This window comes from Streptomyces chlorus (assembly GCF_042655885.1).
In the GTDB taxonomy this organism is placed as follows: domain Bacteria; phylum Actinomycetota; class Actinomycetes; order Streptomycetales; family Streptomycetaceae; genus Streptomyces; species Streptomyces chlorus.
Genome location: NZ_JBHSOA010000138.1, coordinates 123,990 through 149,526 on the forward strand (window position 1 = coordinate 123,990; position 25,537 = coordinate 149,526).

At 70.4% G+C, this 25,537-nt stretch carries 27 protein-coding genes; 10 read left to right on the forward strand and 17 right to left on the reverse strand.

Annotated elements, in window-relative coordinates:
- Positions 1-44: 44 nt before the first annotated feature.
- From ACFPZI_RS35865 to ACFPZI_RS35875, 3 genes are all read right to left on the reverse strand, one after another.
- The gene (locus ACFPZI_RS35865; RefSeq protein ID WP_055627471.1) at positions 45-329 is read right to left on the reverse strand and encodes a hypothetical protein; all 285 of its coding nucleotides are present in this window, start codon (positions 327-329) and stop codon (positions 45-47) included.
- A gap of 328 nt (positions 330-657) precedes the next feature.
- A complete protein-coding gene (locus tag ACFPZI_RS35870; RefSeq protein WP_381371341.1) occupies positions 658-951 on the reverse strand; it encodes a DUF397 domain-containing protein in 294 nt (97 codons plus the stop codon).
- Positions 933-1,766 carry a helix-turn-helix domain-containing protein gene (locus ACFPZI_RS35875; protein WP_381371342.1) on the reverse strand — a complete coding sequence of 278 codons (834 nt, stop codon included), beginning with the start codon at positions 1,764-1,766 and terminating at the stop codon, positions 933-935. The genes ACFPZI_RS35870 and ACFPZI_RS35875 overlap by 19 nt, the downstream gene beginning before the upstream one ends.
- A 99-nt stretch (positions 1,767-1,865) precedes the next feature.
- Between ACFPZI_RS35875 and ACFPZI_RS35880 the strand changes: the two genes are divergently transcribed.
- The 3 genes from ACFPZI_RS35880 (at position 1,866) to ACFPZI_RS35890 (ending at position 2,810) form a co-directional block, all read left to right on the forward strand.
- The gene (locus tag ACFPZI_RS35880; RefSeq protein ID WP_381371343.1) at positions 1,866-2,111 is read left to right on the forward strand and encodes a hypothetical protein; all 246 of its coding nucleotides are present in this window, start codon (positions 1,866-1,868) and stop codon (positions 2,109-2,111) included.
- Positions 2,108-2,323, forward strand: a complete 216-nt coding sequence (locus tag ACFPZI_RS35885) for a hypothetical protein (RefSeq protein ID WP_332427478.1) — start codon at positions 2,108-2,110, stop codon at positions 2,321-2,323. The genes ACFPZI_RS35880 and ACFPZI_RS35885 overlap by 4 nt, the downstream gene beginning before the upstream one ends.
- A 280-nt stretch (positions 2,324-2,603) precedes the next feature.
- On the forward strand, positions 2,604-2,810 hold the full coding sequence (locus tag ACFPZI_RS35890; protein ID WP_465269198.1) for a helix-turn-helix domain-containing protein: 207 nt from the start codon (positions 2,604-2,606) through the stop codon (positions 2,808-2,810).
- A 106-nt stretch (positions 2,811-2,916) separates the two neighbouring features.
- Here the strand turns inward: ACFPZI_RS35890 and ACFPZI_RS35895 are convergent, their stop codons facing one another.
- From ACFPZI_RS35895 to ACFPZI_RS35925, 7 genes are all read right to left on the reverse strand, one after another.
- On the reverse strand, positions 2,917-4,431 hold the full coding sequence (locus ACFPZI_RS35895) for an FGGY-family carbohydrate kinase (RefSeq protein ID WP_381371345.1): 1,515 nt from the start codon (positions 4,429-4,431) through the stop codon (positions 2,917-2,919).
- Entirely contained in the window at positions 4,428-6,083 is a 1,656-nt protein-coding gene (locus tag ACFPZI_RS35900; protein ID WP_381371346.1) for a glycerol-3-phosphate dehydrogenase/oxidase, read from the reverse strand. The genes ACFPZI_RS35895 and ACFPZI_RS35900 overlap by 4 nt, the downstream gene beginning before the upstream one ends.
- A 65-nt stretch (positions 6,084-6,148) precedes the next feature.
- Positions 6,149-7,030: a 3-hydroxy-5-phosphonooxypentane-2,4-dione thiolase gene (lsrF, locus tag ACFPZI_RS35905; protein WP_381371347.1), complete on the reverse strand. Its 882-nt coding sequence runs from the start codon at positions 7,028-7,030 to the stop codon at positions 6,149-6,151.
- Positions 7,023-8,048, reverse strand: a complete 1,026-nt coding sequence (locus ACFPZI_RS35910; RefSeq protein WP_381371348.1) for an ABC transporter permease — start codon at positions 8,046-8,048, stop codon at positions 7,023-7,025. The genes lsrF and ACFPZI_RS35910 overlap by 8 nt, the downstream gene beginning before the upstream one ends.
- A complete protein-coding gene (locus ACFPZI_RS35915; RefSeq protein ID WP_381371349.1) occupies positions 8,045-9,004 on the reverse strand; it encodes an ABC transporter permease in 960 nt (319 codons plus the stop codon). Before ACFPZI_RS35915 ends, ACFPZI_RS35910 begins: the two co-directional genes overlap by 4 nt.
- On the reverse strand, positions 8,997-10,643 hold the full coding sequence (locus ACFPZI_RS35920) for a sugar ABC transporter ATP-binding protein (RefSeq protein ID WP_381371350.1): 1,647 nt from the start codon (positions 10,641-10,643) through the stop codon (positions 8,997-8,999). The genes ACFPZI_RS35915 and ACFPZI_RS35920 overlap by 8 nt, the downstream gene beginning before the upstream one ends.
- 29 nt (positions 10,644-10,672) lie before the next feature.
- Positions 10,673-11,785, reverse strand: coding sequence for an ABC transporter substrate-binding protein (locus tag ACFPZI_RS35925; protein ID WP_381371351.1), 1,113 nt, complete (start codon positions 11,783-11,785; stop codon positions 10,673-10,675).
- Positions 11,786-12,065: 280 nt separating this feature from the next.
- On the opposite strand from ACFPZI_RS35925, the gene ACFPZI_RS35930 reads away from it, so the two are divergent.
- The 5 genes from ACFPZI_RS35930 to ACFPZI_RS35950 all read left to right on the forward strand — a co-directional run bounded on the left by ACFPZI_RS35930 (position 12,066) and on the right by ACFPZI_RS35950 (position 15,111).
- Entirely contained in the window at positions 12,066-12,803 is a 738-nt protein-coding gene (locus ACFPZI_RS35930) for a GntR family transcriptional regulator (protein WP_381371352.1), read from the forward strand.
- A 220-nt stretch (positions 12,804-13,023) separates the two neighbouring features.
- Positions 13,024-13,149, forward strand: a complete 126-nt coding sequence (locus ACFPZI_RS35935; RefSeq protein WP_381371353.1) for a hypothetical protein — start codon at positions 13,024-13,026, stop codon at positions 13,147-13,149.
- A 166-nt stretch (positions 13,150-13,315) separates the two neighbouring features.
- Positions 13,316-13,483, forward strand: coding sequence for a hypothetical protein (locus ACFPZI_RS35940; RefSeq protein ID WP_381371354.1), 168 nt, complete (start codon positions 13,316-13,318; stop codon positions 13,481-13,483).
- A 10-nt stretch (positions 13,484-13,493) separates the two neighbouring features.
- The gene (recO, locus tag ACFPZI_RS35945; protein ID WP_381214321.1) at positions 13,494-14,240 is read left to right on the forward strand and encodes a DNA repair protein RecO; all 747 of its coding nucleotides are present in this window, start codon (positions 13,494-13,496) and stop codon (positions 14,238-14,240) included.
- A 34-nt stretch (positions 14,241-14,274) separates the two neighbouring features.
- Positions 14,275-15,111 (forward strand): isoprenyl transferase, encoded by an 837-nt coding sequence (locus ACFPZI_RS35950; protein ID WP_381371355.1) that lies wholly within the window; start codon positions 14,275-14,277, stop codon positions 15,109-15,111.
- 69 nt (positions 15,112-15,180) lie between these two features.
- Here ACFPZI_RS35950 and ACFPZI_RS35955 read toward each other — a convergent pair whose 3' ends face one another.
- From ACFPZI_RS35955 to ACFPZI_RS35970, 4 genes are all read right to left on the reverse strand, one after another.
- Positions 15,181-15,600 (reverse strand): Fur family transcriptional regulator, encoded by a 420-nt coding sequence (locus ACFPZI_RS35955; protein WP_381371356.1) that lies wholly within the window; start codon positions 15,598-15,600, stop codon positions 15,181-15,183.
- Positions 15,601-15,665: 65 nt separating this feature from the next.
- On the reverse strand, positions 15,666-16,568 hold the full coding sequence (locus tag ACFPZI_RS35960; protein ID WP_381371357.1) for a metal ABC transporter permease: 903 nt from the start codon (positions 16,566-16,568) through the stop codon (positions 15,666-15,668).
- A gap of 6 nt (positions 16,569-16,574) precedes the next feature.
- A complete protein-coding gene (locus tag ACFPZI_RS35965; protein ID WP_381371358.1) occupies positions 16,575-17,417 on the reverse strand; it encodes a metal ABC transporter ATP-binding protein in 843 nt (280 codons plus the stop codon).
- 40 nt (positions 17,418-17,457) lie between these two features.
- A complete protein-coding gene (locus ACFPZI_RS35970) occupies positions 17,458-18,444 on the reverse strand; it encodes a metal ABC transporter substrate-binding protein (RefSeq protein ID WP_381371359.1) in 987 nt (328 codons plus the stop codon).
- A gap of 171 nt (positions 18,445-18,615) precedes the next feature.
- Here ACFPZI_RS35970 and ACFPZI_RS35975 point away from each other — a divergent pair, with 171 nt between their 5' ends.
- Complete coding sequence (locus ACFPZI_RS35975; protein WP_381371360.1) at positions 18,616-19,998, forward strand: glycine--tRNA ligase; 1,383 nt, start codon at positions 18,616-18,618, stop codon at positions 19,996-19,998.
- Between the two features lie 67 nt (positions 19,999-20,065).
- Here the strand turns inward: ACFPZI_RS35975 and ACFPZI_RS35980 are convergent, their stop codons facing one another.
- Entirely contained in the window at positions 20,066-20,272 is a 207-nt protein-coding gene (locus ACFPZI_RS35980) for a hypothetical protein (protein ID WP_381371361.1), read from the reverse strand.
- Between the two features lie 265 nt (positions 20,273-20,537).
- Entirely contained in the window at positions 20,538-21,983 is a 1,446-nt protein-coding gene (locus tag ACFPZI_RS35985) for an MFS transporter (RefSeq protein ID WP_381371362.1), read from the reverse strand.
- A gap of 60 nt (positions 21,984-22,043) precedes the next feature.
- Between ACFPZI_RS35985 and dusB the strand changes: the two genes are divergently transcribed.
- Complete coding sequence (dusB, locus tag ACFPZI_RS35990) at positions 22,044-23,228, forward strand: tRNA dihydrouridine synthase DusB (protein WP_381371363.1); 1,185 nt, start codon at positions 22,044-22,046, stop codon at positions 23,226-23,228.
- A 56-nt stretch (positions 23,229-23,284) separates the two neighbouring features.
- Here dusB and ACFPZI_RS35995 read toward each other — a convergent pair whose 3' ends face one another.
- Positions 23,285-25,192, reverse strand: a complete 1,908-nt coding sequence (locus ACFPZI_RS35995; protein WP_381371364.1) for an alkaline phosphatase family protein — start codon at positions 25,190-25,192, stop codon at positions 23,285-23,287.
- Between the last annotated feature and the right edge of the window lie 345 nt (positions 25,193-25,537).

Consider the following 25,537-nt stretch of genomic DNA (forward strand, 5'->3'; position numbering starts at 1 on the left):
CCACGCCCTCCCGTACGCCTCGTTTCGCCTGGCCTCGCCTCGCGTCAGAGGGCGTGCTGCAGCCAGCGCTGGATCGTGTCGTTGATGTTGCCGGGCAGGGCGCTGAGCCGGTCGATGGCCTCGCGGTCCTCGGGGAGCGGCGGGATACCGGCGGCGGTCAGGGCCGCGTGGAGTTCCAGCCTGCGCCGGTCCTGCGGATCGATCGCGATGCCCAGCCGCTCCGGCGGATGCGGCGGCGCGATCGGGAAGTCGCCGTAGGCGCTCCCGTCGAAGGCGTACGGGTCGACGTAGGTGTGGTGGGGGCCGTACTCGTACGAGGTGGCGGTCACGTCGGTCTCCAAAGAATCGCGGTTCTACCTCACAGGAGACCGCCTCGGAGCCTGCCACGGGAGTCGCCTCGCCGAAACGTCACGCCAACGGCGTCATAGCCAGGTCATCCTCCGGTCGGACCAACTGTCCAGCGGAAAAGCGGAAGTTGGGAGGAACGGAGCGGATGCGGGAGCGCCTCACGGCATGAATGGATGTGACATATGCGCACGCTTCCCTCGGTATACCCGCTAAGGCGTGAATCACTCTGTAACCGTATAACTGCGCAGCATCCTCACAGGTCGTACACGCGCACCACCCGCACCACGCGCACGACCCCGCCCCAGGGGTTTACTCCTGGGCGGAACGCCCTTCGGCGACGGCACCTACGAACTCCGTCCAGGCCGCCGCGTCGATCACCAGCACGGGGCCGGCGGTCACTTTGCTGTCCCGGACGGGGACGATGCCGGGGACTCCGTCCGCGACCGTGACGCAGGCCTCTCCGCCGTCGCCGCCGCTGTACGTGCTCTTGCGCCAGCAGGCGGCGCCGGGGAAGTCGTAGGCGACCTCGACGCAGCTGCCGCCCTCGCCGTTGCTGTGACTGCTCTTACGCCACTGCGCGTTGCTCAGGTCGTACTCGCGCATAGCCTGAAGTCCTCCGCCGCCGATTCGACCAGGGTCAGGGACGCCTCCGTCGACAGCGCGGCGACCCTGAGTAGATCGTATGCGCGCTGTGCCCGCTTCACCACGGCTGGGTCATCGACCAACGTTCCTGAAAACGAGGTCTCTGTATAGGCGATGGGCGGTGCGTCGTCGAAGTCCATGAGCGTCAGCATCCCGCCCATGGATGGGTGGGCCCCCTCCGTGCACGGCAGCACTGCCATCACCACGTGACGCTCACGCATCAGCCGCGCGATGTGTTTCAGCTGTTCGGCCATGGCTTCCCGGCCACCCACTGGCACGCGCAGGGCATTCTCGTGCAGAACGACCCAATACTCGGGGCGTGTTGCGTCATTGAGAATGCGTGCCCGTTCCAAGCGAGCCGTGACTGTTTCCGCGAGATACTCGTCGGTGACAAACGGGTTGGCCGCCACGGTTACGGCTTGGGCGTAAGCCGCTGTCTGGAGGAGCCCAGGCACCAGTGTGGGCGCGAACTCGCAGACCTTCGTCGCCAGCCTCTCCAGCTCCACGACCTCCGCGAAGTAATCCGCATACCGGCGGTCGTCGATCAGCTTCCTGCACAGCCGCTCGAAAATACCGTCGGTTTGCAGGGTCTCGTCGATCCGCTGGGCCACGTCCAATTGGGGCTTGCGGATAGCCTGTTCGAATTGGCCGATGTAGCCCCCCGACACGAACACCCGCGCCCCCAGCTCCACCTGTGTGAACCCCGACTCCTCCCGGCGTCGCTTCAGTTCCGTGCCGAAGAACTCCCATGCCGCTTGGCGTGAACCGTTGGCCATTGCTGATCCCTTTCTCAACCCCTTTGCGCAGCCCGTTACTTGTAGGGCGCAAACCTCTTCCGAGTGTAGGTTCCGAAGGGCACCTTAAGGACAAGAAGCATGAAAGCCGAAGAGAAGGGGACCAGGGTGAAGGAACGGCACTCGGCGCTCTGCGTCGAAGAAGCGGAGGACGTGGTGAAAGAATTGCGGGTATTACTCGCGAAGACCGGAATTGCTCTGCCGTCACTGGGGCTGGACCCGGTGAGTCTTGCGCGGGAGGCGCCCTGTCCGCTGGTCGACCTGGGGCGGTGTTCCGTGGAGACCGCACGGCGGCTCGCGGCCGCGATGGCCGTGGCAGCGCGATGAAGCCGCCGGTCGGTGTGTACGTCGTGGACACCCGGACCGAGAGAGTCGGCATCGTGATGGGACATGAGGGGCCCTACATTCAGCTGAGACCGTACGGCGGCGGCCGGGAGTGGGACGCCGAGCCGGTCGAGGTGCGGCAGGCGACGCCCGCCGAGCGGCTGCGCGCGGCGACCGCGTACGCCAACGCGCGCAGCCGGGGGGAGCTGCCGTGACGTAGGGCCTGCCGGCGTATGTCCGCCTGTGGGGTCCCGGGGTGCGTCGGGCCCCACGGGTTTGCGCCGGGCCGTGAAACGGATGAAACGCGATGAAAAGGTTTGCAGCTCTTCGGGGTTGGCCGGGCGGCGCCTATGAGACCTCGCTGACCTGGGGGAACTCCAGGAGCTTCAAAGCTGTATGAAATTTCTGCGGCACACATGTTGACCCGGCGCTACAAAGGATTTCAGGCTCCTCCCGCGCAGATCGGAGGGTCGAGTGCCAACAACGATCCGGGACGTGGCGAAGGCCGCAGGGGTCTCGCCGGCCACCGTGTCCCGTGCGCTGGGCGTGTCGGAGCTGGTCACCCTGTGCGCACCCCGGGCGGACGACGAGCAGGTGTCGCAACTGGCCGGTGAGACCGAATACGAGAACGCGGCGGGCGACGCCTACGCCTACGCCTACGCCTACGCCTACGCCTACGGCTTCGGCCTGAGCTACGAGTGATCGCCCGACGGGTTGCCGGAGTGCCACCGCTGCGGCAGCCCGTCTCCCCTGGCGTCCGGTCGGTGGCTCCCTCCTCCGCCGGCCGGCGGAGGAGGGAGCCAGGGCGCTACCCGGTGGTGGTCCGGTACTGCTCGACATCCGTCCAGGCGGTCGCCACGGAGGCGAGGCACCGGTCGAAGAGCTCGGCCTGGCGGAGGTAGACCGCGCGGTCGGGCCCGGGGCTGACGCAGAGGTCGTCGGTATCGTCCACCGACCACGGTGCGATGTCGTGGCCCACGGCGGCGGGCAGCAGGGAGGCGACGCCGCGGGCGCCCAGCTCGCTGGTCAGTTGGCGGCGGACCGGGTGGCCCAGCACATCGGCAAAGACCTGCGCCCAGAGTTCGGAGCGCGCGCCGCCTCCGGCGATACGCCACGGGCGGTGGCCGATCTCGGCGCCGCTCACCAGGACTCGTTCGACCTGGACGCGATGGTACTGGGCGATGCCCTCGATGACAGCGCGGCCGAGGTGGCCGCGGCGGTGCATGCCGGAGATGCCGAGGAAGGTGCCCGAGGCCGCGGGGTGCTCAGGCGCGCCGTTGACGAACGGCAGGAAGACCAGGCCGTCCGCGCCCGGCGGGACCGCGGCGGCTTCCCGCAGCAGCTCCGCCGGCGGTACTCCGCCAGACGCACCGTGGGGGACCGCGGCGGAGGCGAGCCAGTCCAGATTGGCGGCCGATGTCGGGGCGACCTCCATGGCGAGCATCCTGGTGGGATCCGGCATCAGGGCGCTGAGGGTCACCTTGGGTGCAGGGGTGCCCGCGGGGACGATGACGCCGTTGATCGCCCAGGTGCCCACGATGACGGTGACGTCGCCGAGGTCGCAGCCGCCGGCGCCCAGCGTCCCGGCCACGCAGTCCATGGCTCCCGCGATGACCGGCAGCCCCTCGGGCAGGCCGGTGCGGGCGGCGGCCTGCGGCGTCAGCCCGGCGACCACCTCGCCGGAGGGCCGCAACGGGGGGAAGCGTCGCAGGTCGTCGGCGGGCAGGCCGACCAGCTCCAGCGCGGTGGTGGTGTAACGACGGCTGTCGAGAGCGACCATGCCGAAGGCGCTCGCGTCGCTGTAGTCGGCGCTGGCGATGCCGGTGAGCTGGGAGGTCACCCAGTCCTTGCAGGACAGCACCCACCGGGTGGCCCGGTATGCCTCCGGCTCGTGATCGTGCAGCCAGCGGAGCAGAACGGCGGGTTGGGCGGCCCAGGGGATGGACCCGGTCTCCGCGGCCAGCCGGGCGGAGTCCTCGGGAGCGAGGGTGTCCACGATCCGCTGGGCTCTGCTGTCGGAGGAGGCGATGGCGGGGCCGACGGGCCGCAGGCCGGCGTCGACGGGGTAGAGACCGTTGCCGTGCGCGGCCACGCCGATACCGGCGGGGGTCCGACCGTCGGCTGCGAGCTTCGCCGCGAGCTCGCCCAGAAGTGAGAGCACAGTGTCCGCGAGGGCTTCCATGTCCACGTCGTGGCGGTGGGGGGTGACGCAGGTGCGTGGTGTCCTGGCGGTGACGACGTGGAGTTCGCGGCCCTCCGTGTCGAACGCGGCGGCCTTCGAGGCGGTGAGTCCGACGTCGACGCCTATGTAGCAGGTACTCACAACATGCTCCTCTCCTGGGACTCGGGGGCTGCCGGGGTCCGCAGGGAGCGGGGGCGGAAGGGCCGCAGCTCCTCGTCGTAGGCGGCGATCTCCTCCTGGACGCGGTGCTCGTCCCAGCCCAGGTGGGGGGCGGCGATGCGGGCGCAGCGGGGGGCCGCGCCACGTCCCATGTCGCTTCCCAGTCCGATGAGGGTACGCCGGAGCAGGATGTCGCCCAGGGTGGCGGCCCCCTCCTCGTTGACGGCGAGAACCACCTCGGCGGCGACAGCGCCGGACTCCTCGTCGACGACGTCGAGGAGGGCGGGGTCCTCCTCGGCGAGGGCGAGCACGCGCCGGGCCCGCACGCCGTAGATGTCGAGCAGCCGGCCGCGCTGCGCGGCGGAGAGGGGAGAGCCGTGCATGAACTCCTCGCGGAATGCCGCGTAGTCGGAGGTGTCGGCGCCGGGCAGCGGGCGGGTGCGGGTGGTGCAGCGGCGAGGCGCGCGGCCGAGGGCCTTCAGAGCGGCATCGGTGACATCCTCGGCAAGTGCCCGGTGGGTGGTGAGCTTCCCGCCGATGATGGAGAACAGGCCGGGGTGGGCGGGACCGTGGTCGAGGACGGTGTGGCCCCGGCTGATCTTGGCGTTGTCCGTGACGTCGGCGGCGTAGGGCAGCGGACGGACGCCGGCCACGGTGTAGACCACGTCGTCAGGGGTGAGGCCGGCGCCGGGGAAGATCCGGTTGGTCTCGGCGAGCAGGTAGTCGATCTCCGACTGATCGGTGACGACCTCGTCGAGGTCACCCTCGTAGGTCAGGTCCGTGCTGCCCAGCATGTAGCGGCCTTCCCAGGGGAGGACGAAGATCGGGCGCCGGTCGGCGGCGGCCTCGAAGAAGATGCAGGTGCTGGGGGCTCCGGGGAACGGGTCGACGATGAGATGGCTGCCCTTGGTGCCACCGTTGAGCCGCTTGGAGACGATCTGGCCGTCGAGGACGCGGTCGATCCACGGGCCGGCGGCGTTCACGGTGAGGTGGGCGCGGATCTCCCGCTCGTGGCCGGAGCGGTTCTCGCGGGTCCTGATGCCGGTGACGCGGTCCCCGGAGCGGAGGAGCCCGGTGACGGTGGTGTGGGTGAGGAGCCGGGCGCCGAGGTGGCGGGCATCGAGGAGTAGTTCGATACAGAGCCGCTCGGCCCAGGGAACCTGGGCGTCGTTGAAGAGTACGCCGCCGCGCAGGCCCTTCTGCTCCAGATGCGGCCAGCGCATGGCCATCCGGCGGTTGGAGACGCCGCGACCGCGACCACGGCCTCGGCCGGCGGCCAGGGCGTCGAAGACGGCGACACCGAGCCGGAGGAGGGGGCCCGGCCTGCTGTTCCCGGCGTAGAACGGGATGAGCATGGGGTAGTCACGGACGAGGTGCGGGGCGTTGCGGAAGAGCAGATGCCGTTCCCGGACGGATTCGTGGACCAGTGTGAAGTCGTAGCGTTCGAGGTACTTGAGGCCGCCGTGGATAAGCCTGCTGGAGGTGGCCGAGGTGCCGGATCCGGCGTCGGCACGGTCCACGACGACGACGCGCAGGCCGCGGGCGGCGGCGTCGCGGGCGATGGCCAGCCCGTTGATTCCGGCTCCGACGATGGCGAGGTCGACGACATCCTCGCCGGACTGGTGGTGCGACATGGGGGCTCCCGGAGGTGGGGGCGCCGGTCCCGGTAGGCGGAGCCGGGACCGGCGCTCGTGCAGGGTCAGGCGGACGCGGCGGCGCGGTCCCGGAACAGCTCGTAGGCCTCCTCGGGCTTGGCATCGTCGTGCACGACGGCCCGGACGGCGGCGAGCATGGCAGCAGGGTGCTCGCTCTGGAAGATGTTCCGGCCCATGTCGACGCCGGCGGCACCCTCCTGGATGGAGCGGTAGGCCATGGTGAGGGCGTCCAGTTCGGGCAGCTTCTTGCCGCCGGCCACGATGATCGGCACCGGGCAGCTGGCCGTGACGGTCTCGAAACCCTCCTCGACGTAGTAGGTCTTGACGACGTGCGCGCCCATCTCGGCGCTGATGCGAGTGGCGAGGCGGAAGTACCTGGCGTCCCGGACCATGTCCTTGCCGACCGCGGTGACACCGAGGACGGCGACGCCGTGACGCTGGCCGGCGTCCACCAGGGCGGCGAGGTTGCGCACCGAGCGGGACTCGTTCTCGGAGCCGATGAAGACCTGGATGGCGAGGGCGGCCGCGTTGAGCCGGACCGCGTCCTCGATGTCCAGGGCGATGTGCTCGTCGGAGAGGTCGCGCAGGACGCTGGGTCCGCCGCTGGCGCGCAGGACGATGCCCGCGTCGGTGTGCGGGGGGATGCTGGTGCGCAGCGCGCCGCGGGTCATCATGATCGCGTCCGCGTCGGGGACGAGCGGGGCGATGCCGGTGTCGAGGCGTTCCAGGCCGGCCATCGGGCCGAGGAAGTAGCCGTGGTCGAAGGCCAGCATCACGGTGCGGCCGGTGTCGCGGCGGAAGATGCGGGAGAGCCGGTTCTGCAAGCCCCAGTCCTGGGCCTGCGCGCCCTTGACGTGGAAGGCGCCGGCGGTGGCGGCGGGCCCGGTGAAGTCGCGGGCCTCGAGCAGGCCGTCGGTGTCAGCCATGGGTGGTTCCTCCTGTATTGGCGGGAGTGGGGAGTGCGGCCGTGGTGGACGGCCGACGTGTGGGGCGGGCGGGTGCGGCGCCGGGTCGGCGGCTTCCGCCGCCCGCGAGGAAAAGGACGAAGAGGACGAGGCAGCCCTTGAGGAGGTTCTGTGCGGCGGTGCTCCAGCCGACGAGGTTGACCAGGCCGTCCAGCAGGATGAAGAAGAGCGCTCCGCCCCAGACGCCGGCGGGTACCGCGCGGCCGCCGGAGATGAGCGTGCCGCCGATGACGACCACCGCGATCGAGTCGAGCAGGTAGCGGGTGCCGAGGTCGGGCGTGGGGGCGATGTAGGTGGCGAGCAGGGAGCCGGCCAGTCCGGCCAGGACGCCGCTCGCCAGGTAGGTGAGGGCGGTGATCCGGACGACGGGAAGGCCGGCACGCTCGGCGGCGCGCGTGTTCTGGCCGATCGCGGTGAGGGACCGACCGTAGGTGGTGCCGCGCAGAAGCAGGACCGCCAGGACGGTCAGGGCTGCGACAACGATGGCCAGCAGCGGGACACCCAGGGGGCGCAGGTTGAGCAGGTGGCGCAGGCCGGGGTCGGGCAGGGCGGTGAAGCCGTCGGCGATGACCAGGGTGGCGGAGGAGGCCACCAGCCCGGACGCCAGGGTGGCGATGATCGGGGGGACGGAGAGTCCGAGAATCGCGACCGAGCTGACGGCCGCGACGACGAGGCCGGTGGCGAGGCCGGCGAGAATGCCGAGGACGACCGAGCCGGTGGCGGAGGAGGTGCCGACGGAGACGAATCCGGCGAGCGAGATGACCGGTCCGACGGATACGTCTATGTTGCCGGGGCCGGCGGTGACGACGAGCATCTGGCCGAGGCCGACGAGGACGAGGTAGGGGGCGAGGGAGAGTGCCAGGGAGACCGTTTGGCCGCCGCCCTGGCCGGAGACCGCCATGATGACGGCCCAGACGAGCAGGGCTGCCACGAACCCCCAGATCCAGGGGCGCGAGAGCAGGTTACGGGGAGTGTTCATCGCAGCACCCTTCCGATCAGGGCCCGGCCGGCGAGGACGGCCAGGACGATGCCGCCCTGGACAGCCGACTGGAGGTTCGTCGCCACGTCGAGGAGGCTGAGGGTCACGCTGACCAGGCCGAGGGCCATCCCGCCGATGGCGACGCCCCACGGCACGACGCTGCCGCCGCGGAACGAACCGCCACCGAGGATCACCGCCGCGACGGTGATCAGGGTGTAGCTGGAGGCCGAGGAGACGTCTCCGCCGCCTGTCTGGGAAGAGAGGAGAAGGCCGGACAGCACGCCGAGGGCGCCGGCGGCCGTGTAGGCGGCGACCCGGGAGGACAGCGGGCTCAGCCCGGCGCGTTCGAGAGCCGTGGGGTTGCTGCCCAGGGCGCGGATGCGGACGCCCAGGGTGCTGCGGGCGCTCATGAGGTACACGAGCAGGGCGACGGCGAGGATCGGCAGCAGGGGGGCGGGGAAGCCCGTGGGCTGCCAGGCGCCGAAGGAGGCCAGCCACTCCGGGGTGGTGCCGCCGGGGGTGGGCAGGACGAACAGTCCGAGGCCCAGCCAGACGAAGGAAGCACCCAGTGTCGCGATGAGTGCGGGGACCCGGCGCAGGTGGATGAGCGCGCCCAGGACGGCGTAGCCGGCGATGAGGGCGAGCAGGATCAGCGTGCCGAGCAGCGGGGAGGAAACCAGTTCGGTCGCGGCGATGACGGTGACCAGGCCGACGAAGGAGCCTATGCCGAGGTCGATGTCCCCGATGGACATGAGGATCATCTGGGCCTGGGCCGCGAAGATCAGGGGGACGGCCACGGACAGGACGAGGGAGAAGCCGGGGACGGTCAGGACGTCCGGCTGGAGGGACGCGCAGAGGACGACCATGGCGGCCAGGGCGATGGTGCTGACCGCTGCCGGTGCGGTCCTGCGCACTCCGGCTCTGGTCGGCAGCGCCGACGTGAGGGCATCAGTCATGACGGTGTTCTCCAGCGGAGTTCCCGGCCGCTGCGGGGGCGGCCGCAGAGCGGGTGGAGGTCGGCTCGGTGGTCACGGACGCGAGGGCGGCGGCCGGGGGCGGCTGGTCTCCTTCGGCGAAGGAGACGCTGATGATCCGCTCCTCGGAAATCTCCGGGCCGACCAGTTCGGCGACGACCTTTCCGGCCCGGAAGACGTAGACCCGGTCGCAGTGCGCCATCTCCGCGTTCTCACTGGAGTACCAGACGACGCTGCGGCCCTGGGCCGCCTCGGCGCGGATGAGTCCGTACAGGTCGGTCTTGGTGTGGATGTCCACGCCCCTGAAGGGATCGTCGAGCAGCACCATGTCCGCCGCGGAGGCAAAGGCCCGGGCCACGATCACCTTCTGCTGGTTGCCGCCGCTGAGGTCGGTCATCGCGGCGTCGGCGCCGCCGCGGATCGACAGCCGCCGGACCCAGTCCCCGACCAAGGTGGTTTCGTGCACGGGGCGGCGGATTCCGTGACGGGCGATGGTGCGCATGGCCGAGATCGTGAGGTTCTCCGCCACCGTCCACAGGGGCAGGACCCCGGAACGCTGCCGGTCGCCCGGGACATAGGCCCGGGTTCCGTGGACCACGGTGTCCCGGCGTACCGGGCGCCACAGGCGTTCGAGTACCTGCTGCTGGCCCTGGCCCGCCAGGCCGGCCAGGCCGACGACCTCGCCCTTCCCGATCCGCAGGCCGACGCCGTTCAGTCCGGCGCCGGTGGCCCCGCGCAGTTCGGCCACTACGGGGGCGTCGGCGCGGGAAGCGTTCCGCGGCGCGGCCGGCGGGTTCGCCCCGGCCGCGCCGCGCACCGCGGTCTCGGCGCCCATGAGGAGCAGCACGTCGTCCTCGCCGAGGCCGTGCGCCGGGAGGTCCTCGACGACGGAGCCATCGCGCATCACGGCCACCCGGTCGGCTACGGAGAGGACCTCACGAATGCGGTGCGAGATGAGCAGGACCGAGCCACCCCGGGCGGTGACCGTGCGGACGTAGGCGTAGAGGGACTGGGCCGCGTCCGGGCCGAGGGACTCGGTGGGCTCGTCGAGGATGAGCAGGTTCAGCGGCGAGGCCAGGCTGGCGCGGGCGATCTCTGCCATCTGCCGCTGGGCGATCGAGAGATCCTCGACGCGGTCGCGGGGCGAGATGCCGTGGCCGGGGAAGATCTCGTCGAGCCGCAGCCGCACCGCCTCGGTGGCGGCCCGCCGCCACCGCAGCCGGGGGAGGCCGCGGCGCGAGGAGAGCCAGATGTTCTCCGCGACCGTGAGGTCGGGGCAGAGCGAGGTCTCCTGGTACGCCATGCGGACGCCGCGGAAGTCCTGCTCCCGGGGGCGTGTTCCGGCGGGGACCTCGCGGCCCAGCACGGTGACCGCGCCCTCGTCGCAGCCCTCGAGACCGGCGAGGACCCGCATGAGGGTGCTCTTGCCCGCGCCGTTGTGGCCGACCAGGCCGAGCACTTCGCCGGCGTGGACCGTGAGGTTCGTGCCGGCGAGGGCGTGGGTGCGGCCGTACGTCTTGCTCACGTTCGTGGCGACGATCACGGGCACTGCGGTGGAGGGGGATCGGCCCTCCCCCGGCGGGACCGCGTGCGGTCCCGCCGGCAACTTGTCGACGTCCATGCCTGCCTCGCTCCTGATGTGTCGTCCGGTCAGTCAGCAGCCGTCGGGACGGGCGGCTGGACCGGCTTGCCGCCGTTCTCGGCCGCTTCCACCTGCTGACGGAAGAGGTCGCGCGTCCACGGCCAGGCCGCGTACTGGTCGGGCTTGAGCACGGAGGCCCAGGCGTCGCGGTCCTTCTGCTCCACCAGGACGATGGGCAGGGTCATGTGCTCGGGGACCTTCTTGCCGTCGAGCAGGTCGAGTGCCGCCCACATGGCGGCCACCGACTGACCGGGGTCGGACATGACGGCGACCGACCCGTTGTCGATCTTCTTGTCCTTCCAGTAATTCAGCGCGCGGCCGTTGGTCTCGAAGGTGACGGCCGGGACGTCCTTGCCCGCAGAGGTGAAGGCCTGGGCGACGCCGTAACCGTCGCCGCAGCCGATGACGCCGTCGACCTTCGGCACGCTGGAGAGCACTCCGAGGACGGCCTTCTGCGCGGTGGCGCCGTCGCACATACCGGTGACCGTTGCGGCGGTCTTCACCGACGGGTAGTCGGAGAGGATCTTCTGTGTGGTCTTGTGCATCTCGGCCTCGGGCTGGGAACCCACCACGCCGCGGCTGACGATGACGTTGCCCTTGCCGCCGATGCCTTCGAGGAGAGGCTTGGCCGCGTGGGTGGCCCAGTCGGTGAAGCTGTTCTGGATGACGTGGGCGCAGGGCGCGTCGATCGCGGAATCGAAGACGACCACCTTGATGCCGGCGTTGCACGCCTGCTGGATGACCGGTTTGAGGGCAGTGGGCGAGGAGGGGTCGATGAGCAGCGCGTCGGGCTTCTGCAGCAGCAGGCTCTTGATCTGGGCGATCTGCTCCGTCGCCGAATTGTCGCCGGGGGCGTTGATGGCCTTGTACTTGCCGATCAGGCCGTCTGCCTGGGCCTGCTTCGCGGCGTCTTCGAACGCGGCGACCATGGTCTGGCGCCATCCGTTGCCGATGAAGCCGTTGCTCAGGGCGATGAACGGCTTGTCGCCGCTCTTGGCGGCGGACCCGGCAGCATCGCCGTTCGATCCGGTGCCTGTGCCGCACGCCGAGGTCAGGAAGGTCACCGTAGCGAGTGAGGCAGCGGCCGCGATGCGGCGCCACGAGGTCGAGGGGATGCGCATGATGCCTCCTGGGAGCGAGCCTGACGGTGAAGGTGAGGATGCGGCGGTTCGAGGGTCCGTCCCCGACCGCGGCTCGATGAGTGATGTCATTACAGGCCTGTGATGACAGGTTGGCCAGAGTGGAGTAGGTAATGTGATCTAGATCACTTATGAAGCGAGTGTCAGCAGGAGAGATGTGCGGCGAGGCATCATGTCGATTGCCCATCTGTCATGACAGGTTGATTTGTTGGCACGCTTGGAAAGACATGCCCTCACCACTGCCGAGGAGGCAGATCTGACGATGACGCACGAGACCTTGAGCCGCGACGCCGGCGAACCGCTGTGGATGCAACTGATGACGGTGCTGCGGGCCCAGATCGAGAGTGGGCAGCTCGGGCCGGACCAGCCGCTGCCCTCCGAGGCTGAGCTCACCGACCTCTACGGCGTCTCACGGACCGTGGTCAGGGAAGCGCTGCGTGAACTGGTGCAGCAGCGGCTGATCTACAAGGTCAAAGGACGCGGAGCCTTCGTGTCCCCCCGCAAGACCGAGCTGCGGTTCGTCGGGTCGGTCTCCGGATCCGCCGACGATCTGCGCGAGTCCGGGCGCCGTGTCACCACACAGACGCTCTGCCAGGAGCTGGGCGAGGCGGACGAGCGGGAGGCCTCGCTCCTGCGCATCCCCCTCGGGGAGCAGGTCGTGCGGGTGCGCAGGCTGAGGCGGGTCGACGGTCAGCCCTGGCTGCTCGTGGACGCTGCCATCCCCGCGCGCCTGGCACTCGGCCTGGAGAAGGCTGTCCTGGAGAACCAGTCGCTCTACGACGTACTGCGTCGGCGCTACGGTCTCGAACCCTCCGGCGCGGACCGGTGGATCGAGGCGGTCTTCCCCGACGAGCAGGACGCCGCTCTGTTGGAGGTCTCCACCTCCACCCCGCTCCTTGGTATCGAGTCCGTGGCATGGCTGTCCGACCGGACCCGCTTCGAGGCCTATCGTGCGCTGCACCGCAGCGACCAAACCCGTTTCTACGTCGGCATTCGCTGACCGCCCCAGGGTCGGTCGCGGAGGAGACAGCGTGCCTCCTCACGGTCGTGCGCGACCAGTACGGCATCGAGTCCACCGGTTCACGTCTCATGACGGACAGCCGACTTCCGAGGAAGGCGGACGGCTGGGTGGAGGAGGTGGCGGTGTATGCCGTGACGACGTACCAGGGCTGGAGCACGTCCCTGATGTCGGACACCGTTGCGATCGGGACGCGCAGCACATGCCCGGCAAGATCGAGGCGCACGGCGGCCATGACCTGCAGATCCTGGTCCACTCCGCCGCGAACGACGCAGGCCGACAGGCGGCCCGGGACAGGCGTCCGGCCGGGGGGCGGCCGCGGATCTAGACAAACTCACCGCGGTGGCCGGCGGACGTCGCTGCGTGATCCGCGAGAAGACCGTCACGCGGATCGGCGTGACCGCCACCAAGCGCCGCATCATGTCTGCCTGCGCTGGACCACCACCGGGAACGAACAGGGCACCCCCACCCTGGCCTGGCATCTCGGCCGGGACATGCTGGACGCCGAGGCCGCTGTCGGCAGCTGGTACACGCTGCTGACCGGCGTCCCCGCCCTGACCGCGACACCGGCATCGGGCAAACCCGTCGGCCACAGAACCGAAACGGCGACCCGCGAAGTCCAGGTCCCGACCGCGTGGCAGGGGAGCCCCGCGGGTACGTGAGAATGGAGGCATGAGTCTGTTCCGCGACGACGGCATCGTGCTGCGCACCCAGAAGCTGGGTGAAGCGGACCGGATCATCACTCTGCTCACCCGCGGTCACGGACGCGTACGTGCCGTGGCGAGGGGCGTGCGCCGGACGAAGTCCAAGTTCGGTGCGCGCCTCGAACCGTTCTCCCATGTGGACGTGCAGTTCTTCTCCAAGGGGAGCGAACTGATCGGGCGCGGCCTCCCGCTGTGCACGCAGAGCGAGACCATCGCGCCGTACGGCGGCGGGATCGTCACCGACTACGCCCGCTACACCGCCGGAACGGCCATGCTGGAGACCGCCGAGCGGTTCACCGACCAGGAGGGCGAGCCGGCCGTCCAGCAGTATCTGCTGCTCGTCGGCGCCCTGCGGACCCTCGCCCGCGGCGAGCACACACCGCATCTCGTCCTCGACGCGTTCCTGCTGCGCTCCCTCGCCGTCAACGGCTACGCCCCCAGCTTCGGCGACTGCGCGAAGTGCGGGATGCCCGGACCGAACCGGTTCTTCTCGGTCGCGTCCGGCGGCTCCGTCTGCGCCGACTGCCGGGTGCCCGGCAGCGTCGTACCCTCGCCGCAGGCGCTGGAACTGCTCGGCGCGCTGCTCACGGGAGACTGGGAGACGGCGGACGCGTCCGAGGCGCGGTACGTCCGGGAGGGGAGCGGGCTGGTGTCCGCGTACCTCCACTGGCACCTGGAGCGCGGGCTGCGCTCCCTGCGGTACGTCGAGAAGTAAGCACGACACGTCAGTACGAGGAGACGAGAAGCACATGGCCGTACGCGGGTTCCTGGGGCGTCAGCGCCGGGAGTACAAGACGCCGGTACCGCACCCCTCCGGCGCACGGCCCCCGAGGTTCCCCAGCGAGCTGGTGCCCAAGCACGTGGCGATCGTGATGGACGGCAACGGTCGCTGGGCCAAGGAGCGGGGTCTGCCGCGCACCGAGGGGCACAAGGTCGGCGCCGAGCGCGTGCTGGACGTGCTCCAGGGCGGGATCGAGATGGGCGTCGGCGCCATCTCGCTTTACGCCTTCTCCACCGAGAACTGGAAGCGCTCGCCGGACGAGGTGCGCTTCCTGATGAACTTCAACCGCGACTTCATCCGCAAGTCCCGGGACGAGCTCGACGAGCTGGGTGTGCGGGTGCGCTGGGTGGGCCGGATGCCCAAGCTGTGGAAGTCGGTCGCCAAGGAGCTCCAGATCGCGCAGGAGCAGACCAAGGACAACGACCGGCTCACCCTGTACTTCTGCATGAACTACGGCGGCCGCGCCGAGATCGCCGACGCGGCACAGGCCATGGCCGAGGACGTGAAGGCGGGGCGACTCGAGCCGGGCAGGATCACCGAGAAGACCCTGCAGAACTACCTGTACTACCCGGACATGCCGGACGTGGACCTGTTCCTGCGGCCGAGCGGCGAGCAGCGTATGTCCAACTACCTGCTGTGGCAGAGCGCCTACGCCGAGATGGTCTTCCAGGACGTCCTGTGGCCGGACTTCGACCGCCGGGACCTGTGGCGCGCGTGTCTGGAGTTCGCCTCCCGCGACCGTCGCTTCGGCGGCGCGATCCCGAACGAGGAACTGCTCGCCATGGAGGGCAAGCAGGAGCAGTAGGGGCAGGCGTGGACACGGTGAAGGGCGCGGAGATCATCTCCGCGCCCTTCGCCCTGTACGTACGGGTCCTCAGCCGTCGCAGGCCGCCGCGCACTCCGCGCAGGTACCGAAGATCTCCACGGTGTGGGCCACGTTGACGTAGCCGTGCTCGGCGGCGATGGCCTCCGCCCAGGTCTCCACGGCCGGGCCCTCGACCTCGACCGCCTTGCCGCAGCTGCGGCAGACCAGGTGGTGGTGATGGTCCCCGGTGGAGCAGCGGCGGTAGACGGACTCGCCCTCGGCGGTGCGCAGTACATCGACCTCGCCGGCGTCGGCGAGGGACTGCAGGGTGCGGTAGACCGTGGTGAGCCCGACCGAGTCGCCCTTGTGCTTGAGCATGTCGTGCAGCTCCTGCGCACTGCGGAACTCGTCGACGTTCTGGAGCGCAGCCGCCACAGCGGCCCGCTGCCTGGTGGCGCGGCCCTTCACGGGCGGTCCAGCGGTGGTCACCGGTTTCCTCCTCAGGTCTGCCTCTGCCCTGCCGCGGCCATTGTGCCAGGCCGGGCGGAGGGGAGTCAGAAGCCGACCTGACCGGGCGGTTTCCGCCCGGTCGGGACGGCGCACTCGGCCGGATCCGGCGCGGGCCGCGCGGCGGCCGGCGCACGGGCGCGGCGGCGGGCCAGCGGGGTGGCCAGTACGGTCAGCGCGATGAACGCGGCGATCGTCAGCAGCACGATCGTCGCCCCGGGCGGCACGTCCTGGTAGTAGGAGGTGACCGTGCCGCCGATGGTCACGCTCACGCCGATCGCGACGGCGATGGCGAAGGTGGCGGCGAAGCTGCGGCTGAGTGCCTGGGCGGCGGCGACGGGCACGACCATGAGCGCGCTCACCAGCAGCAGGCCGACCACGCGCATCGCGACGGTGACGGTGACCGCCGCGGTGACCGCGGTGAGCAGGTTCAGGAACCGCACCGGCAGGCCCGTGACCCGCGCGAATTCCTCGTCCTGGCTGACCGCGAACAGCTGGCGGCGCAGACCGATGGTGACCAGCACCACGAACGCGGCCAGCAGACAGATGGCCGTCACGTCGGACTCGGAGACCGTCGACAGGGAGCCGAACAGGTACGAGGTGAGGTTCGCGTTGGAGCCGGTCGGGGCGAGGTTGATGAACATCACGCCGCCCGCCATACCGCCGTAGAACAGCATCGCGAGGGCGATGTCACCGCGGGCCTTGCCGTACCAGCGGATCAGTTCCATCAGGACGGCGCCGACGACGGAGACCAGGGTCGCCATCCACACCGGCGACCAGGAGAGCAGGAAGCCGAGGCCGACGCCGGTCATCGCGACGTGCCCGATGCCGTCGCCCATGAGGGCCTGGCGGCGCTGGACGAGGTAGATGCCGACCGCGGGGGCGGTGATGCCGACCAGGACGGCCGCCAGCAGTGCCCGCTGCATGAAGGCGTAGTTCAGGAGGTCCATCAGCAATCAGCTCAGCAGTCCCGTGCGGATCGGTTCGGCGCCCGCCGGTGCGTGCGGGTGCACGTGGTCGTGGCCGGGATGGGGGCACCCCCTGCACGAACGAAGTTGAGCGCTTGGGGGAGCGTGCTGGCCGACCGCCTTCGGGGGCGGGCCGTCGTGCATCACGCAGCCGTCGCGCAGGACGACCGCCCGGTCGATCAGGGGCTCCAGCGGGCCCAGCTCGTGCAGGACGAGCAGGACGGTGGTGCCCCGGTCGACCTGGTGGCGCAGTATCTCCGCGAGCACCTCCTGGCTGGCCAGGTCGACGCCCGCCATCGGCTCGTCCAGGATCAGCAGCTCGGGTTCGGCGGCGAGCGCGCGGGCGATCAGCACCCGCTGGTGCTGGCCGCCGGAGAGCGCGTCCACGGAGTCCTTCGCCCGGTCCGCCATGCCGACGAGGTCCAGCGCGTGCCGTACGGCCTCGCGGTCGGCCTTGCGGAACACGCCGAAGCGGGTGCGGGAGAGCCGGCCGGAGGAGACCACCTCGGTCAGCGTGGCGGGCACGCCGCCCGCGGCCGTGGTGCGCTGCGGGACGTACCCCACGCGCGCCCAGTCGCGGAACCGCCGCCGCGGGGTGCCGAACAGTTCGATCTCGCCGGCGCCGGCCGGTACCTGGCCGATGACGCTGCGCACGGTCGTCGACTTGCCGGAGCCGTTGGCGCCGAGCAGGGCGACGACCTCGCCGCGGTGCACGGTGAGGTCGATGCCGCGCAGGACGGGGCGCGAGCCCAGCTCGGCGTGGACGCCGCGCAGGGATATGACGGGCTCGGTCTTCGGCGTCGATATGACGGGTTCGGTCTTCGTCGTCATGCTGTCGCCCTCCGGTGGGTCGGTCGGTCGTCCGGGCCGGTCATGCGGCTCCCAGAGCCGTCTGCAGGGCCTTCAGGTTGGACTCCATGACCTCGAAGTAGTCGTCGCCGCGGGAGGTGTCGGTGATGCCCTCGAGCGGGTCGAGGACGTCCGTCTTCAGTCCGGCGTCGCCCGCGACCGTCTTCGCGGTGTCGTCGCTCACCAGTGTCTCGTAGAAGATGGTGGTCACGCCGTCGGCCTTGGCCGTCTCGGCGAGCTTCTTCACGCGGGCCGCGCTGGGCTCGGACTCGGGGTCGAGGCCGTTGATGGCCTCCTCGGTCAGGCCGTAGCGCTCGGCGAAGTAGCCGAAGGAGGCGTGGGTGGTGATGAAGACGTCGGTCTTCCGGTCCTTCAGGCCCGTCTCGAACGTGGTGTCCAGCGCGTTCAGCTTGCCGACCAGGGTCTCGGTGTTCTTCCGGTAGTCGACGGCGTGGTCGGGGTCGGCCTTCTCGAAGGCCTTGCCGACGCCCTCGGCGACCTCGGCGTACTTGACCGGGTCGAGCCAGACGTGGGGGTCCTTGCCGCCCTGGGTCTCGTGGCTGTGGCCCGCGTGCCCGCCCTTGTCCCCGTGCCCGCCCTTGTCCCCGTGACCGTGCTCGTCCTCGGCGCCGTGCGTCTCCAGGGTGGTCAGGGTGGCCGCGTCGATCTTCGTCCTCACCCCGGACTGACCGATGGCCTCGTCGACGCTGGGCTGCAGGCCCTTGAGGTAGAGCGCCGCGTCGGTCTTCTCGAGCTGCACGGTCTGCTTGGCGCTGATCTCCAGGTCGTGCGGCTCCTGGCCGGGCTGGGTCAGGCTGGTGACGTTCACATGGTCGCCGCCGATCTGCTCGGCCAGGAACGCCATCGGGTAGAAGGAGGCGACGACGTCGAACTTCCCGGTGTTGCCCGCGGCGGTGCTGTCGGAGGAGCAGGCGGACAGGGTGCCCATGGCGATCGCGGTGACCGCGGTCACCGCTGCCGTGGGTATGAGACGTCGCCGTATGTTCATGACTCCCATTTTCAACAAATATGGAAACCGTTGTCAACAAGGTGGGTGAGGGGCCCGGGGGCCCCTGACGCGGGCCCCGAATTGGTCGGGGGGCAGGGCCCGCCGGTAGCCTGAGTGCTTCGCTGGAAGCAATCTCGCTTCGTCGCCCGTCGTCGTAATGAAGAGAGCACCGTGGCCGCCGACAAGATCGACACCATCGTCAGCCTGAGCAAGCGCCGAGGCTTCGTATTCCCCTGCAGTGAGATCTACGGCGGCCAGCGTGCCGCCTGGGACTACGGGCCGTTGGGTGTCGAGCTCAAGGAGAACCTCAAGCGCCAGTGGTGGCGCTACATGGTGACGTCGCGTGAGGACGTCGTGGGTATCGACTCGTCGGTGATCCTGGCCCCCGAGGTGTGGGTCGCCTCCGGTCACGTCGCCACCTTCTCGGACCCGCTCACCGAATGCACCGCCTGTCACAAGCGGTTCCGCGCGGACCACCTGGAAGAGGCGTACGAGGAGAAGAAGGGCCGCGCCCCGGAGAACGGCCTCGCCGACATCAACTGCCCCAACTGCGGCAACAAGGGCCAGTTCACCGAGCCCAAGCAGTTCTCGGGCCTGCTCTCCACCCACCTCGGCCCGACGCAGGACTCCGGCTCCGTCGCCTACCTGCGCCCCGAGACCGCCCAGGGCATCTTCACCAACTTCGCCCAGGTGCAGACCACTTCGCGCCGCAAGCCGCCGTTCGGCATCGCCCAGATCGGCAAGTCCTTCCGCAACGAGATCACGCCCGGCAACTTCATCTTCCGCACCCGCGAGTTCGAGCAGATGGAGATGGAGTTCTTCGTCAAGCCGGGCGAGGACGAGACGTGGCAGGAATACTGGATGGAGCAGCGCTGGAACTGGTACACCGGCCTCGGCATGCGCGAGGAGAACATGCGGTGGTACGACCACCCGAAGGAGAAGCTCTCCCACTACTCCAAGCGCACCGCCGACATCGAGTACCGCTTCCAGTTCGGCGGCAGTGAGTGGGGCGAGCTCGAGGGCGTCGCCAACCGCACCGACTACGACCTCGGCGCCCACTCCAAGGCCTCCGGCCAGGACCTCTCCTACTTCGACCAGGAGGCCGGCGAGCGCTGGACGCCGTACGTCATCGAGCCGGCGGCCGGTCTCGGCCGGGCGATGCTCGCCTTCCTGATCGACGCCTACGTCGAGGACGAGGCGCCCAACGCCAAGGGCAAGCTGGAGAAGCGCACGGTGCTGCGCCTCGACCCGCGCCTGGCCCCGGTGAAGGTCGCGGTGCTCCCGCTCTCCCGCAACCCGGAGCTGTCGCCGAAGGCCAAGGGCCTCGCCCAGGCGCTGCGGCAGAACTGGAACATCGAGTTCGACGACGCCGGTGCGATCGGCCGCCGCTACCGCCGCCAGGACGAGATCGGTACGCCGTTCTGCGTCACGGTCGACTTCGACACGCTCGAGGACAACGCGGTGACGGTGCGCGAGCGCGACACCATGAAGCAGGAGCGGGTCTCCCTCGACCAGATCGAGGGCTACCTGGCGAGCCGACTGGTCGGCTGCTGACGCCGTAGCACCGCCGACTGTGTCGAGCCCGCCCCGGACAGCGCCTCCCGCGCCGTCCGGGGCGGGCTCATCTCTCCGTGGGGTCCACCGTCGCCTGGTGGGCCTCCACCAGATGTTCCTGCGCCTTCAGCCAGGGCAGGAACTGGGCGCGTTGACGCCAGTCGCAGGTCTCGCAGCTGATCGTGCGCTGCACACCGGTGCGCCGGACCCGTACGACGTGCTCCCGGCCGTGCTGGTCCCAGCGGCTGACTTTGCTCGTGTCGATCTGCGGCATGAAGCCTCCGGCATCTGTGGTCGGTTGTCGCCGTACCCGTTGCCCCCGATCAGGGACGACAAGGAGTGTGTCGCAGGACGAACATCAACAGGGCTCCTTCGCAGACGAATTCGGCGGAGACCCGGTCTGCCCGGGAGATCGCGCCGGGTGACGTGTGAGGGCGCGCGATCCGGGGGGAGGCACGTGGTCCGGGTGGAGGCGGGCGATCCATGTGAAGCGGGCGATCAAGACGTGGAGGCGCGTGACCAGAGGTGGAGACGCGTGCTCAGGCGTCCACTCCGGCCGCCTCGCGGATCTCCTGCGACTCCAGCCGCTCGGCCGTCCGCCGCGCGGTCGCGCGGGCCCAGCGGCCCGAGGTCGCCGCACCCACCACCAGCACCGCGAGCCCGCACGCGGCGATGATCCACCAGCCGGGCCGCGAGGCCGCCACGAAGCCGTCCGCGTACGAGGAGGAGCCCACCCCGGCCGCCAGCACCGCGCCGATCACCGCGACGCCGAGCGCCTGGCCCAGCTGCCGGCTGGTGGAGGCCACCGCCGAGGCCACCCCGGCCTGGGCGCGGGGCATGCCGGAGACGGCGGTGTTGGTGATGGGCGCGTTCACGAAGCCGAAGCCGACACCGAACAGGACGTACCCGACGACCAGCGTGGCGTTGGACGTCTCGGCCTCGAAGAGGGCGAAGAGGAGCCCGGCCGCCGTCATCGCGCAGCCCGCGATCAGCAGCGGCAGCCGGGGCCCCCGGCTGCCGACCAGCCGGCCGGAGAGCGGCGCGCACAGGAACGTCGGGAGGGCCATGGGAAGCATCCACAGCCCGGCCTCCAGGGCGCTCAGGCCCCGTACGTTCTGCAGATAGAGCGTCGACAGGAACAGGAAGCCGCCGAGCGCGGCGAACGCGCTCACCGCGATCACCGTGGCTCCACTGAATGGTGCCGAGCGGAAGAAACGCAGGTCGATGAGGGGTTCGTGGCGCCGGGACTCGTAGCGGATCAGGGCGATCAGGGAGGCGAGCGCGAGGGCGCCGAAGGGAACCGTGGTGGAGAGCGGCGCGTGCGGTGCCTCGATGATCGCGTACGTCAGTGAGCCGAACAGGGCGATGACCAGCAGCTGGCCCACCGGGTCGGTGCGGCGGGCCTGGGGAGCCCGGGACTCCGGGACGAAGCGCAGGGTGAGGACGAGGGCGGCGAGGCCCACCGGCAGGTTGATCCAGAAGATGGAGCGCCAGCCGACGGAGTCCACCAGCAGACCCCCGACGAGGGGCCCCGCCGCCATCGACAGGCCGACGACCGCGCCCCACGCGCCGATCGCGCGGGCGCGTTCGCGCGGGTCGGTGAAGGTGTTGGTGATGATCGACATGGCGACCGGGTTGAGCATCGAACCGCCCACCGCCTGCACCATGCGGAAGGCGACCAGCGCGTCCAGGTTCGGCGCGAGCGAGCACAGCAGTGAGCCGAGGGTGAAGACGACCAGGCCCGCCGTGAAGACCCGTCTGCGGCCGATCCGGTCGGCCGTGGAGCCGGCGAGCATCAGCAGCGACGCCAGGACGAGGGTGTACGCGTCGATGGTCCACTGCAGGCCCGAGGTGCTTGCGTCCAGGTCCTTCTGGAGCGACGGCAGGGCGACGTTCAGGACCGTGTTGTCCAGGCTCACGAGGAGCAGGCTCATGCAGCAGATCGCGAGTACGAGGAGACGGCGGCGCGGGCTGAGCTCGGACATGGGTGCCATCGTACGCGCGGTTCAATAGTGCGGCTAACTAATGACCGATGCACCCTTGGCATGCGGGACAATGGGGGAATGTCCACGCCCCCCTCCACCCCGCACCCGGCCCCGGACTCGCGCGACCTGACGATCGGCCCGTACGCGGTGCGGCCGCCCGTCGTGCTGGCCCCCATGGCCGGGATCACCAACGCGCCCTTCCGCACGCTCTGCAGAGAGTTCAGCGGCGGCAAGGGGCTGTTCGTCAGCGAGATGATCACCACCCGGGCGCTGGTCGAACGCAACGAGAAGACCATGCAGCTGATCAGGTTCGACGCGAGCGAGACGCCGCGCTCGATCCAGCTGTACGGCGTGGACCCGGCGACCGTCGGCAAGGCGGTCCGCATGATCGTCGAGGAGGACCTCGCCGACCACATCGACCTCAACTTCGGCTGCCCGGTGCCGAAGGTGACCCGCAAGGGCGGCGGCTCGGCCCTGCCCTACAAGCGGAACCTGCTGCGCTCCATCCTGCGCGAGGCGGTCGCCGGTGCCGGGGACCTGCCGGTCACGATCAAGATGCGCAAGGGCATCGACGACGACCACCTGACCTATCTGGACGCCGGCCGCATCGCCGTGGAAGAGGGCGTGAGCGCCGTCGCCCTGCACGGCCGCACCACCGCCCAGCACTACGGCGGCACCGCCGACTGGGACGCCATCGCCCGGCTGAAGGAGCATGTGCCGGAGATCCCCGTACTCGGCAACGGCGACATCTGGTCCGCCGACGACGCGCTGCGGATGGTGCGCGAGACGGGCTGCGACGGGGTCGTGGTGGGGCGCGGCTGCCTGGGGCGGCCGTGGCTGTTCGCCGACCTGGTCGCGTCCTTCGAGGGCCGGGACGACTTCCGCCGGCCCTCGCTGCGCGAGGTCGCCGACGTCATGGTCCGGCACGCCACCCTGCTCGGCGAGTGGATCGGTGACGAGGCCCGCGGGGTGATCGACTTCCGCAAGCACGTCGCCTGGTACCTGAAGGGCTTCGCGGTCGGCTCCGAGATGCGCAGGCGGCTCGCGATCACCTCGTCCCTCGAGGCACTGCGGGCCGGGCTGGACGAGCTGGACCTGGACCAGCCCTGGCCGGCCGGGGCGGACGGCCCCCGCGGCCGTACGTCCGGCAACAACCGGGTGGCGCTGCCGGACGGCTGGCTGAAGGACCCCTACGAGTGCGCGGGCGTCGGCGAGGACGCCGAACTCGACACGTCCGGCGGCTGAGCCGGGTCGATTCGGGACAGGGGCGGGACAGGGACAGGGGCAGGGGCGGCGCCGGTTCAGCCTCCGGCGGGGTGCGGGACGGAGCCGTAGGCCTTCAGGAAGCGGTTCCGGAAGGCGTCCATGCGCCACACGGGGGCGTCCCGGTCCGGCCTGAGTCCCTCCGTCCAGTTCCAGTCGGCGACCTTGTCCAGCACCTTCGGGTCCCTGGCGACGATCGTCACCGGCACGTCCCGGCTCGCCCGCAGGCCGCTGACCCGGGCGATGGGCTGGTGGTCGCCGAGGAAGACGAGGACGGTGTCGTCCGTGCCGTAGCGCTCCAGCCACTGGGTGAGGGCGGTCACCGAGTACTCGACCGACTTGCCGTACTCCCGACGGGACTTGGTGGTGTCCGCGATGATGTCGCCGGGCTGCTTGCCCGCCTTCTGGACGGGACCGAAGACGGAGCCGTCGCCGAGTTCGTCCCAGCCGACCATTTCGGGAAGGGGCGCCCAGGGCTGGTGGCTGGAGGTCAGGATGATCTCCGCCATCAGGTTCTTGTTCCCGTCGCGCTTCTTGCTGTGCTCCAGGCGTTGGAAAGCCTCGAGCGTGTACTGGTCGGGCATCGTCGACCAGCTGAACTTCGGGCCCTGGTAGCCCAGCCGGAAGGCGTTGTAGACCTTGTCGAGGCCGAACCACTTCGCCTCGGGCCAGCCCTTCTGGACGCCCGGCACGACGCCGACGGTGTCCCAGCCGCCCGACTTCCCGAACGCCTTGGTGAGCGTGAGGCGGTCGCTCGCGGTGGCGGTGCGGTAGCGCTGCTGGTTGTCGATCCACAGGCCGGACAGCGCCGTCGAGTGGCCGAGCCAGCTACTGCCGCCGAACGTCGCCGACGTCAGCCAGCCGCTGCGCGCCGCGAACCCCGCCTTCGCGAGCGACTCGGTGCCGGTGTCCAGGGTGCCGGTGACGCCGGGGGCGATCACCGGGTCCTCCAGGGCGGTCCGGCCGTAGCTCTCGATGAACGTGATGAGGACGTCCTTGCCGCGCAGGTCGGGCAGGAGCTGGTCGGACGGAGTGCCCGCGAACGGGTCCGTGCGCGCCACCTTCTCGAACGCCGCCTCGTCGCGCAGCGTGTCCCGCACCCGCTTGCCCTGCACCTTCAGCGCGGCCGCCGCCCGGTCGGAGGCGACCGGCACGCCGGATATCTGCAGGCCGAGGGCGCTACAGGTGATCCACACGGTGCCCGCGATCAACGCGCCCCGGGTGGCCCGCGTGCGGTGCCGGGCCAGCAGGTCGCTCAGCCGGACCGCGGCGAGCGCCATCACGACCACCAGGAGCAGGGCGAGGACGACCGCGCCGACGGCGGCGGCGGTGGCGGTGGCGCCGCCCATCGAGTCCTCGACGTAGTGCTGGGCGTCGTCGAGCAGCCCCCAGTCGAGCACCACGTTGAAGCCCCGGCCCAGATATTCGTTGAAGCCGATGTCCAGCACGTTCAGCACGGTCAGTACGGCGATACCGGCCCCGTACAGCGCGGCCACGACGATCCGCGGGCGGCGCGGCAGGGCGAGCAGCAGCACCGCGCCGATGATCGCCTCGGCCGGAATCCGGGTGAACCGGTCGGGGCGCAGGGCGCCGGCGGTGTTCGGCAGCAGGAGCGCGCCGACGATCAGCGCGGCGGCGAGGCCGTGCAGCGTCCAGCGGGCGGCGCGCGTGGCACGGGGGTGCTCGGTCCGCAGGCGGGCGTGGCGGGCGCGGAGGGCGCGGAAGACAAGGGGGAGGGCGCCGGGGGAGCCCGGGGTGGAGTCGCGGGGGGAGTCGCCGGGCGCGGGATCCGGCGCCGCTGGTGCCTCCGAGGTCCCGTCCCGCTGCTTCTCTTCCTCCGAGTGGCCTTCCCCCTCTCGGCCCTCCTCGGCCGTCCGTGTCGGTTCGGTGGTCCGTGTCGGTTCGGTCGTGCGTGTCGGTCGGCGCAGGCGTGTGAAGACAGGCACCCGGAGGTCCTTCCGTGCAAAACCCGGTGAGGTGGCGGACCCGGCGTGGGGGTCCGGATCCGCCGTAGTTCCGTACGGGTGCGCCGACCGGCGCGTTCAGCGCGGCGGAGGTACGTTCGGCAAACAGGGGGCAAAGGCCGGGCATGCCGTCCGTGGAGCGCCGGTGAGGTGCCTGCACAACCGCCCGCGCGGCCGTCGGGGGAGTCGTACGGGGTACGTCCGCATGGTGAAATCCCGGCGACTGTGGCAGCGTGATTCTCGCCACCCCTGATAAGCGTCATGCTCAGATGAGCGGATCGCGAGCGGCTGCACTTCTCAAAGGGCGGCACTCGGTGCCACCCTTTG

Excerpts from the sequence above, each read along its gene's own strand:
- ACFPZI_RS35870 (WP_381371341.1), bottom strand. The coding sequence starts at position 951 with ATGCGCGAGTACGACCTGAGCAACGCGCAGTGGCGTAAGAGCAGTCAC.
- ACFPZI_RS35875 (WP_381371342.1), bottom strand. The coding sequence starts at position 1,766 with ATGGCCAACGGTTCACGCCAAGCGGCATGGGAGTTCTTCGGCACGGAA.
- ACFPZI_RS35880 (WP_381371343.1), top strand. The coding sequence starts at position 1,866 with ATGAAAGCCGAAGAGAAGGGGACCAGGGTGAAGGAACGGCACTCGGCG.
- ACFPZI_RS35885 (WP_332427478.1), top strand. The coding sequence starts at position 2,108 with ATGAAGCCGCCGGTCGGTGTGTACGTCGTGGACACCCGGACCGAGAGA.
- ACFPZI_RS35900 (WP_381371346.1), bottom strand. The coding sequence starts at position 6,083 with ATGTCGCACCACCAGTCCGGCGAGGATGTCGTCGACCTCGCCATCGTC.
- lsrF (WP_381371347.1), bottom strand. The coding sequence starts at position 7,030 with ATGGCTGACACCGACGGCCTGCTCGAGGCCCGCGACTTCACCGGGCCC.
- ACFPZI_RS35910 (WP_381371348.1), bottom strand. The coding sequence starts at position 8,048 with ATGAACACTCCCCGTAACCTGCTCTCGCGCCCCTGGATCTGGGGGTTC.
- ACFPZI_RS35915 (WP_381371349.1), bottom strand. The coding sequence starts at position 9,004 with ATGACTGATGCCCTCACGTCGGCGCTGCCGACCAGAGCCGGAGTGCGC.
- ACFPZI_RS35920 (WP_381371350.1), bottom strand. The coding sequence starts at position 10,643 with ATGGACGTCGACAAGTTGCCGGCGGGACCGCACGCGGTCCCGCCGGGG.
- ACFPZI_RS35925 (WP_381371351.1), bottom strand. The coding sequence starts at position 11,785 with ATGCGCATCCCCTCGACCTCGTGGCGCCGCATCGCGGCCGCTGCCTCA.
- ACFPZI_RS35930 (WP_381371352.1), top strand. The coding sequence starts at position 12,066 with ATGACGCACGAGACCTTGAGCCGCGACGCCGGCGAACCGCTGTGGATG.
- ACFPZI_RS35935 (WP_381371353.1), top strand. The coding sequence starts at position 13,024 with ATGCCCGGCAAGATCGAGGCGCACGGCGGCCATGACCTGCAGATCCTG.
- ACFPZI_RS35940 (WP_381371354.1), top strand. The coding sequence starts at position 13,316 with ATGCTGGACGCCGAGGCCGCTGTCGGCAGCTGGTACACGCTGCTGACC.
- recO (WP_381214321.1), top strand. The coding sequence starts at position 13,494 with ATGAGTCTGTTCCGCGACGACGGCATCGTGCTGCGCACCCAGAAGCTG.
- ACFPZI_RS35950 (WP_381371355.1), top strand. The coding sequence starts at position 14,275 with ATGGCCGTACGCGGGTTCCTGGGGCGTCAGCGCCGGGAGTACAAGACG.
- ACFPZI_RS35960 (WP_381371357.1), bottom strand. The coding sequence starts at position 16,568 with ATGGACCTCCTGAACTACGCCTTCATGCAGCGGGCACTGCTGGCGGCC.
- ACFPZI_RS35965 (WP_381371358.1), bottom strand. The coding sequence starts at position 17,417 with ATGACGACGAAGACCGAACCCGTCATATCGACGCCGAAGACCGAGCCC.
- ACFPZI_RS35970 (WP_381371359.1), bottom strand. The coding sequence starts at position 18,444 with ATGAACATACGGCGACGTCTCATACCCACGGCAGCGGTGACCGCGGTC.
- ACFPZI_RS35980 (WP_381371361.1), bottom strand. The coding sequence starts at position 20,272 with ATGCCGCAGATCGACACGAGCAAAGTCAGCCGCTGGGACCAGCACGGC.
- ACFPZI_RS35985 (WP_381371362.1), bottom strand. The coding sequence starts at position 21,983 with ATGTCCGAGCTCAGCCCGCGCCGCCGTCTCCTCGTACTCGCGATCTGC.
- dusB (WP_381371363.1), top strand. The coding sequence starts at position 22,044 with ATGCGGGACAATGGGGGAATGTCCACGCCCCCCTCCACCCCGCACCCG.